The organism is Cytobacillus sp. S13-E01 (genome assembly GCF_029193815.1).
Taxonomy (GTDB): Bacteria; Bacillota; Bacilli; order Bacillales; family Bacillaceae_L; genus Bacillus_BV.
On sequence record NZ_JARFVC010000060.1, the window covers coordinates 1 to 9,579 of the forward strand.

The 9,579-nt window shown below is 36.6% G+C and carries 8 protein-coding genes; 7 read left to right on the top strand and 1 reads right to left on the bottom strand.

Going from position 1 to position 9,579, the window contains the following annotated elements:
• A partial coding sequence (locus tag PY093_RS20765) for a group II intron maturase-specific domain-containing protein (RefSeq protein ID WP_275644170.1) occupies positions 1-597 on the top strand: 597 nt, incomplete at its 5' end.
• Positions 598-678: 81 nt separating this feature from the next.
• Here the strand turns inward: PY093_RS20765 and rnhC are convergent.
• Positions 679-1,617, bottom strand: coding sequence for a ribonuclease HIII (gene rnhC / locus PY093_RS20770; protein WP_275647664.1), 939 nt, complete (start codon positions 1,615-1,617; stop codon positions 679-681).
• A gap of 249 nt (positions 1,618-1,866) precedes the next feature.
• On the opposite strand from rnhC, the gene zapA reads away from it, so the two are divergent.
• The 6 genes from zapA (at position 1,867) to PY093_RS20800 (ending at position 9,050) form a co-directional block, all read left to right on the top strand.
• Positions 1,867-2,127, top strand: coding sequence for a cell division protein ZapA (zapA, locus tag PY093_RS20775; RefSeq protein ID WP_275647665.1), 261 nt, complete (start codon positions 1,867-1,869; stop codon positions 2,125-2,127).
• 7 nt (positions 2,128-2,134) lie between these two features.
• Entirely contained in the window at positions 2,135-2,677 is a 543-nt protein-coding gene (locus tag PY093_RS20780) for a CvpA family protein (protein WP_275647666.1), read from the top strand.
• Between the two features lie 244 nt (positions 2,678-2,921).
• A complete protein-coding gene (gene polX, locus PY093_RS20785; RefSeq protein ID WP_275647667.1) occupies positions 2,922-4,643 on the top strand; it encodes a DNA polymerase/3'-5' exonuclease PolX in 1,722 nt (573 codons plus the stop codon).
• 73 nt (positions 4,644-4,716) lie between these two features.
• Positions 4,717-7,074 carry an endonuclease MutS2 gene (locus PY093_RS20790; protein WP_275647668.1) on the top strand — a complete coding sequence of 786 codons (2,358 nt, stop codon included), beginning with the start codon at positions 4,717-4,719 and terminating at the stop codon, positions 7,072-7,074.
• A 16-nt stretch (positions 7,075-7,090) separates the two neighbouring features.
• The gene (locus PY093_RS20795; protein ID WP_275647669.1) at positions 7,091-7,498 is read left to right on the top strand and encodes a DUF350 domain-containing protein; all 408 of its coding nucleotides are present in this window, start codon (positions 7,091-7,093) and stop codon (positions 7,496-7,498) included.
• A 268-nt stretch (positions 7,499-7,766) separates the two neighbouring features.
• Positions 7,767-9,050, top strand: coding sequence for an IS110 family RNA-guided transposase (locus tag PY093_RS20800; RefSeq protein ID WP_275645258.1), 1,284 nt, complete (start codon positions 7,767-7,769; stop codon positions 9,048-9,050).
• Positions 9,051-9,579 lie beyond the last annotated feature (529 nt).

Sequence of the window (9,579 nt, forward strand, 5' to 3'; positions counted from 1 at the left end):
TGCAATATTTACGTCAAAAGTAGACGGGCAGGTTATCGAGTGATGGAGAACTCAATCAATTTCCTAGAGGGTGAACTGAAATTAACCGTGAATCGTGAGAAAAGTGCGGTAGGAAGTCCACTGAAACGAAAGTTCCTGGGTTTTTGCCTACTGGCAACTAGAAACGGTGTCAAAATCCGACCACATCATAAGGCTAAGTCTACCGTGAAGCAAAAGTTGAAGAAAATAACAAAGCGGAGCAGAGGGAAGAGCATTGAAGTCCTCTTCAAACAAATCAAGCAGCTAATGACAGGGTGGATAAACTACTACGGCATTGGTGAAATGAAAAGCTTTATGAATGATTTGAATGGTTGGTTGAAACGACGAATCAGACAATACATTTGGAAACAGTGGAAAAACCCACGAACCAAACGTAGGAATCTCATTCAACTAGGTATCGAAAAGCAAAAAGCCTATGAATGGTCAAATACCCGAAAGGGTTACTGGAGGATTTCTGCCAGTTATATCCTTCATAGGTCTTTAACAGATAGAAAACTGGTACAACTCGGATATATGGATATATCCGCAAAATACCAGTTTGTACACTCAAATTATTGAACCGCCGTATACGGGTCCGTACGTACGGTGGTGTGAGAGGGTCGAACGAATCAATCTTCTGATTCGTTCACTCTACTCGATTTACTTTTTAACAAGAGCCTTTGCCTTATCTGTATTTGCAAAATGGAGCTTTGTGAATGATCGTAGAGCTGCTACACCATGTTTCTTAATTAGCGTAGCAGCAGCAAGATCCACCTTTGAGCCTGCACCTTTTGGAATGTCAATGCCAGCCCTAACGCTTAGTTTTTCAAACTCTTTTACAAAAGCGTATCTAGCAACAATCGATGCAGCTGCAACAGCCAAATGGACACCTTCAGCCTTTGTACTGAAATAAACATTTTCATTTGGGACACTTTGACCGGCTAAATACCGATAGTACACACCTGGTTCAGCAAACTGATCTATTAAAATCCCATCTGGTTTTTCAGGTTTAATTTTTTCCAGAACATTGATTAGCGCCTGGTTATGTAAAAGGGCCTTAATTTTCCCTTGAGACATTCCACTTTCTTGTAGGTCATTATACTTTTCATTATGCAAAATTAAAAGACTATAAGGGATAGCTTTAATTACCTGTTTTGCTATTACGGCAATCTGTGTATCCGTTAAGTTTTTAGAATCCTTTACACCCAGCTCCCGGAGTAGAGAAAGGTTTTGCTTTGAGACATATGCTGCAACTACTGTCATTGGACCAAAATAATCTCCGGTTCCTACTTCATCTGAACCGATAATCGATAATGTTGCAATATTGTCTGGTGGTGAATAGATTGTTTGGGGTTTAGGCTTAGCAGACGATTTAGTTACCTTATCCCCTTTCGTTTGGGTGCTCCATTTCGATGATTCTAATATAGAATCACTACCTTGAAACAGGACTTTTCCAGATTTATATGCTGTAACTGTACAATTTGATAATTTTGCAACAAATAAACCACCCGGCGGAATTTTATTTGTTAAACTAGATGAATAGTGTTGCTTCATTTTTTCAATTACACTTGATTGGACCTTAATAACTGCATTTGACAAAAAACCACTCCTATATTGAAAATACTTATTTTATGCATAGAATGGGGTGCAGAACCCGATATTATTAGACATTTGAGTAGGGAAAATTGCTCATAAAAGGTAACTAGACACTGCTAGGTTACGAAAATACATCCAAATAAATGAGGGAAGTTTCCTTTATCTATCATAACTCTTATTGAGATATCTTTCCATAAGTGGATTGTTCGTGTTATCATAATGAATAGGATTCTGATGAATGGGGGCAATAACTTGTCACAACTGGAAAAAACAAGAACAACAGTAGATATATATGGGCAGCAATATTCAATTGTGGGAACTGAATCGACAAGTCATGTTCGACTAGTTGCCTCGCTTGTAGATGCCAAAATGAGAGAAATTAGTGCAAAAAATCCTTACTTGGATAGTAATAAGCTTGCGGTTCTAACCGCTGTAAATACAGTAAATGATTATTTAAAATTAAAAGAACAGTATGAAAAACATGAACAACAAGTAAATAAGGAAAAGGATTGAAACACGTATGCTTGATCTTATCTTAATTATTATACTTCTAATGGGATTTTTTATCGGTTTAAAAAGAGGTTTTATCTTACAAATCATTCACCTTACAGGTTTCATCGTTGCATTTATTATTGCGTACATGTATTCAGGGGAGCTAGCTCCTGCTTTAAAGCTATGGGTCCCGTATTTAACATTAGGTGAGAATGAGACTATTACCTTCTTATTTGAAAGTACTAATCTCGAGTCAGCCTATTACCGTGCGATTGCTTTTGCTATTTTATTTTTCGGTACTAAAATCATTTTACATATCATCGGATCGATGCTAGATTTTCTTGCCCATTTACCTATACTAAAGCAAATAAATGGTTGGGCAGGTGGGGTATTAGGGTTTGTTGAAATTTATTTAATTGCTTTTATCCTTTTATATGTTGGTGCACTACTACCTGTAGAAGCCCTACAAGCTTCTATTCAAGATTCCTTTATGGCAAAAACAATTGTACAGCATACACCTATTTTCTCTGGTAAAATAAAGGATTTGTGGATTGAACGTATGGCAATGTAACTTCTCTGTATAAGGAGGAGTTTTTTTATTATTAAGGAATTTATAAAATTGTAAGGTTGTGTATAACTTCGTGTCTTTTGTCTATCTACGTCTAGCTCCAGGCGCCACATGACGTGGAGGGTTTTTGTCGACGTTCTTCAGGAGCGGGCGCCCTACGCTTTTCGCATTATATTGTACATTATAGTTAAAAATATGTATCATTTTTAGTAGTCAATCGTAGAAAATGGGGTAGGTGTAATCGTAAATGGAATTAAATAAAAAAGATGTTGTAAAATTATTAGAAACAATTGCTATATATATGGAATTAAAGGGTGAGAATTCTTTTAAAATATCAGCTTTTAGAAAAGCCGCTTTGGCACTTGAAACAGATGATCGAAGCCTTTTGGCAATTGAAGATTTTACGAAACTTCCTGGTATCGGTAAAGGAACAGCCTCTATCATAACAGAATATATAGCGACAAGTGCTTGTTCAGTATTAGAAGAATTAAAAAAAGAAGTTCCTTCTGGATTAATCCCTCTTCTCAAATTACAAGGGCTTGGCGGGAAAAAGATCGCAAAACTTTATCAGGAGCTTGGTATAGAAGATATCGAATCGTTAAGACAAGCCTGCGAGCAAGAAAAAGTTCGTAACCTAGCAGGTTTTGGTAAAAAGACAGAAGAGAAGATATTAGTTGCAATTGCTGAAAGCGGAAAAAGACCAGAACGCTTACCACTTTCAATGATATTGCCGCTAGCTGAGGAAATTGAGTACGCTCTTTCTGTGATGAAACGAATTACAAGGTTTTCACGTGCTGGAAGTCTTAGAAGAATGAGAGAAACTGTTAAAGATTTAGATTATATTATTGCAACAACAGAACCAGAACTAGTGCGTGATCAGCTTTTACAATTAAATAGGCTAACAGAAATCATTGCGAGTGGAGATACAAAAGTATCTGTACAGCTTCACTATCATTATGATGTGTCTGTAGATTTTCGTCTTGTTAAGCCTGAGGAATTCATTACGACACTTCATCATTTTACAGGTAGTAAAGAACACAATGTTCGAATGCGCCAATTAGCAAAAGAGCGTGGTGAAAAAATTAGTGAGTATGGTGTTGAAACGTTAGAAACAGGGGAAATAACTACTTTTGATTCCGAAGAGCAATTTTTTAACCATTTTGGCTTACCATTTATACCACCAGAAATAAGAGAAGACGGCACTGAGGTAGAGCTTTTTACAAGCGATATAGATTTGGTTAAATTAGAAGATATAAAAGGAGATATCCATATGCACTCAACTTGGAGTGATGGAGCTTTTTCTATAGAGGAGATGGCAGATGCATGTAGGAAGAAGGGCTATAAATATATAGCAATTACTGATCACTCACAATACTTAAGAGTTGCAAATGGATTAACACCTGAGCGATTAAAAGAGCAGAGAAAAGAAATAGATCGTCTTAATGAATTGTATGACGATTTTAAAATATTAGCGGGTGTTGAAATGGATATTTTACCTGATGGAACGTTTGACTATGATGACACCCTACTTGAGAGTATGGACATTGTGATTGCATCCATTCACTCTAGCTTTTCTCAGCCTAGGGAAAAGATCATGGAACGTTTAAAAAGAGCATTAACTAATGTACATGTAGATATTATTGCACACCCGACTGGCAGACTGATCGGGAAACGTGAGGGCTATGATGTTGATATTGACATGCTGATTCAACTAGCACAAGAAACCAACACCGCGCTAGAACTTAATGCAAATCCGAATCGTCTAGACCTTTCTGCACATTATATTAAACAAGCACACGAGGCGGGCGTTAAAATCGCGATTAACACGGATGCTCATAATATGGTTATGCTAGAAGATATGCCAATTGGTGTAGCAACTGCAAGAAAAGGATGGGTTAGTAAAGAAAATGTGATTAATACATGGGAGTTAGATGAATTAGTAACATTTTTAACAAAAAGAAAAGTATAGTCTATTATGTTTTCAAGGAAAGCTAAAATTAAGATAACCCTAAACAAATAGATCTAAACGGGGGTATATTCACATGCAACAGCGTGTTTTAAAGGTACTAGAATTTGGAAAAGTGAAAGAGCAACTTATTAAACATGCAGCTTCCTCACTAGGGAAACAAAAAGTAGAGAATTTAATACCCTCTACCAATTATGAAGAAGTTGTTTATATGCAAGAACAAACAGATGAAGCAACAAAGGTATTACGCTTAAAAGGGAATGTACCACTTGGAGGAATAACTGATATCCGCCCAAGTGTTAAGAGGGCAATAATTGGAAGCATGCTGAGCTCAATAGAGTTACTAGATATAGCGAGTACAATTTACGGAGGAAGACAAATAAAAAAATTTATCGAAGGTATGGTTGAGGATGACATTGATATTCCTATCTTGAAGAGTTATGTCGATCAAATTCTTCCTTTGTATGAAGTAGAGCAATCCATTAAACATTGCATTGATGATAATGGAGTTGTCATGGATGGTGCAAGTGACAAGCTTCGGACGATTCGTCAGCAATTGAGAAGTAGTGAATCAAGAATTCGTGAAAAGCTAGAAAATATTATTCGATCATCTTCTGCACAAAAGACACTATCTGATGCAATTATTACGATTAGAAATGATCGATATGTGATTCCTGTAAAACAAGAGTACCGCGGAACATATGGCGGGATTGTCCATGATCAGTCTTCATCTGGAGCTACTGTGTTTATTGAACCACAATCAGTAGTTGATCTAAACAATACGCTCCAGGAAGCTCGCGTAAAAGAAAAACAGGAAATAGAAAGAATTCTTTTTGAATTAACAGGGGAAGTAGCTGAAGTTGGAGAAGACCTACTTCAGAATGTTGAAGTCCTTGCTGATCTAGATTTTATGTTTACAAAGGCAGCTTATAGTCAAAAGACTAAAGCATCAAAACCAATAATGAACAATAATGGCTATGTACGTATTTTTAAAGCGCGTCATCCCTTAATCAGCCCATCTGAAGTTGTTCCAAATGATATTGAACTAGGTAAGGAATTTACTTCAATCGTAATTACAGGACCCAATACAGGTGGTAAAACAGTTACACTCAAGACACTCGGGTTATTTACACTCATGGCACAATCAGGTTTACAAATTCCGGCACTTGATGGTTCTGAAATGGCTGTATTTGAAAATGTATATGCTGACATTGGTGATGAGCAATCAATTGAGCAAAGCTTAAGTACATTTTCTTCTCATATGGTTAACATCGTTGAAATATTAAATAAAGTAGATTCGAATAGCTTAGTACTGTTTGATGAATTAGGAGCGGGTACAGATCCACAAGAAGGGGCAGCGCTTGCTATCTCCATTCTAGATGAAGTTTATAACCGTGGTGCTCGGGTGATTGCTACAACCCATTATCCCGAACTAAAAGCTTATGGCTATAACCGTGAAGGGGTAATCAATGCGAGTGTTGAATTTGATATAGAAACCTTAAGTCCAACCTATAAATTGTTAATTGGGGTTCCCGGTAGAAGTAATGCTTTTGAAATATCGAAACGGCTAGGCCTTAAAGATGATGTCATTAGTAGAGCAAAAGAACATGTAAGTACTGAAAGCAACACAGTTGAGAATATGATAGCATCATTAGAGGAGAGTAAAAAAGAAGCAGAGGCAGAGCTAACTGAAGCTGAGGAAATTAGAAAAGATGCTGAGCAACTTCATAAAGAGCTTCAGCAACAAATCATAGAGTTTAATGACAAACGTGATAAATTATATGAAAAAGCCCAGCAAAAAGCAGTTGACACCGTAGATAAAGCTAAACTTGAAGCTGAGGAAGTTATTCGTGAACTTCGGAAAATGAGAACAGACCAGAATGCTTTAGTAAAAGAACATGAACTGATTGATGCGAAAAAGCGATTAGAGGGTGCTACACCAACTTTAGTAAAGAAAAAACAAGAAGTGCAAAAGAGAAAAGAAAATCAAGACTTTAGATCTGGCGATGAAGTAAAAGTAATCAGCTTTAATCAAAAGGGTCACTTGCTTGATAGGATCGGCAAAAAAGAGTGGCAGGTTCAGATAGGTATCATGAAAATGAAGGTCAACGAGGGAGACTTAGAATATATCAGTCGTCCGAAACCAGTAGAAACAAAGCCGCTTGCGACAATAAAAGGAAAAGATTACCATGTTAGCCTAGAGCTTGATCTTCGAGGGGAACGTTTTGAGAATGCATTAGTAAGAGTTGAAAAATATATTGATGATGCACTGTTAGCTGGATATCCTCAGGTATCAATAATTCATGGGAAAGGCACAGGTGTCCTGCGTTCGGGAGTGCAAGAATATTTGAAAAATCATAGATCTGTCAAATCAACTCGTTTAGGGGAAGTAGGAGAAGGTGGAAGTGGAGTCACAGTGGTAGCATTTAAATAATGGGGAGAGTAATAACATGAATGATTTTTGGGAGAATGAATATATCCAGACGGCAGCCTATTACAGTGTTGTTATTCTTTGTATCATTGTTTTCTTATCTGTCTTTGAACTTGTAACAAAGTATAGGAATTGGGATGAAATTCAAAAAGGTAATATTGCAGTCGCAATGGCAACAGGAGGAAAAATATTTGGAATAGCCAATATTTTCCGTTACTCTATAGATAACCATGACTCGCTTTTTACGATGATAAGTTGGGGTCTGTTCGGATTTATTTTATTACTTATCGGTTATTTCGTATTTGAATTCTTAACACCAAAATTTAAAATCGATGATGAAATTGCAAAAGACAACCGTGCAGTGGGTTTTATATCAATGATCATTTCAATTGGTTTGTCATACGTCATCGGTGCAGGCATAGGGTAAGGTGGGATAGTATGGAAACGTTAGCTAAGGTTCTGTTTGGACTTTGTGGTCTTTTTATTTTAATTGGGTTGGTATATATGACTTTTTTTGTTTAAGTAAACTATCAAAGGGGCATTCGTCAAACGGATGTCCTTTTTATTAAAAGATAAGAAAGCATTCCTGTATTAAAGCAAAATGAGATTTGAATAAAATAAGCCTCCTTGGTATGATACAAAGTGTCCAAGCTGATCAGCGCAAAGGACATTTAATAACCAAAGGAGGACATAAAATGAAGTATAAACAAAATGACAAGATTCTGCAACTTACAGAAAAAACCTTAATTATAGGGGTTGACATTGCTAAACATAAGCATGTCGCAAGAGCACAAGATTATAGAGGTATACAATTTGGAAAAGCTCATACATTTTTAAACACATATGAGGGTTTTGAAGGTTTCATAAACTGGTTAAATCAAATCAAAGCTAAACAGTCTAAGGAAGATGTCATCATTGGGATGGAACCTACTGGACATTATTGGCTTCCGTTGGCTTATTGGCTAAAAGAAAAAGGAAAAAAGGTGGTTGTAGTTAATCCAGCTCATGTTAAGCAAACAAAGGAGTTAGATGACAATTCTCCTACTAAGAATGATTTCAAGGATGCTAGAGTTATCTCTAGACTTATTGAGGGCGGAAGATATTCGGAGCCCAATTTACCGGAAGGTATATACTCGGATTTACGTGAAGGTATGAACCTATATAACCAATTGGTACAGGACCTAACAGCTGTGAAAAATATAGTTCACCAATGGCTCGACCGTTTCTTTCCTGAATATTTAACGGTCTTTGGGAAGTGGGATGGAAAAGCTTCTCTACAAGTTCTAAGAATGGGACTTTTTCCTGATGAGTTATTAGAGCGTGAAGACTTGGAAATTCTAGCTGAAATTCGTAAAGAAGTTAAAAAAGGTGTGGGAATAAAGAAGGTTGTTCAGTTGAAAAACGTTGCCCTTCGTTCAGTAGGCATTAAAGAGGGGCGAAGTCTAGCTAGGTTAAAATTAAAAAGCTTACTAGACCAATACGATCTTCTTTCAGAACAATTAGAGAGCGTCTGGAGTGAAGTAGAGAACATCATACAAGATGTTCCAGGGGCGAGAGAGATGGGAGATATTAAAGGTATTGGACAAGTTACAGTAGCCTCCTTTTTTGCAGAAGTCGGTGATTTACAAAAGTACTCACATCCCGACCAAATTGTTAAGTTAGCAGGATTAAACTTAAAACTAGCTACATCAGGAAAGTGGAAAGGGCAAACAATTATTACTAAACGAGGGCGTCCTAAATTAAGGGCACTATTGTTTAAAGTCGTGTTGCCTCTTGTAGCTCAAAATCCTGCATTTAAGGCACTACATCAGTACTTTATTACACGAAATGAAAATCCATTAAAAAAGAAGCAGTCTATCATCGCTATATGTTGTAAATTAATTCGTATTTTATTTACGATTGGAAAGAAACAAATTGAGTTTGAACCAGCTAAAATGTTACAAGATATTCCTCATTTTAGTATGCAAGAAGCTGCTTAAAAGGATAGGGTAAAGTGATCAAAAAGAAGTTAGGTGCAGAAAATAGTCGAAGATTTATATAACATAAACAGTAGTATCGATGACAATATTTAATTCTCATTTTTTATTCACTTAGTAGTCGAAGTATTTTAAAGTTGTTTCAATTTGAAGAAGACTTACAACAGAAGCTAGGAGCAGTCGGCAAGCATTTATACTATTGGGCAATGACCCCGCAAGAAAGCATCGCCGACCCCACTTCATGGATAGGCAGAACGAAGGAATGTATGCGCATATTTTTCATATGACGCCGTGAGAAATGGGAGGGTGTGCCGCCATGAACATTGTGGGATCCAATAGCGACCATATTTCTAGATATTATCCTTTTTTGTAAAAAAATAGAAGAAGAGGGTTTATTTAACTATGTCCTCCTCCTCTAAAATACAAATAAAGTTCTGTTAGTCCATTAAAGTGCAGTCTTATTGAAATTTGAAATACTGAGAAAAACAGAGAAAACAAGAGAAAAACCTTACTTTAATGAGGGAGTATAAAA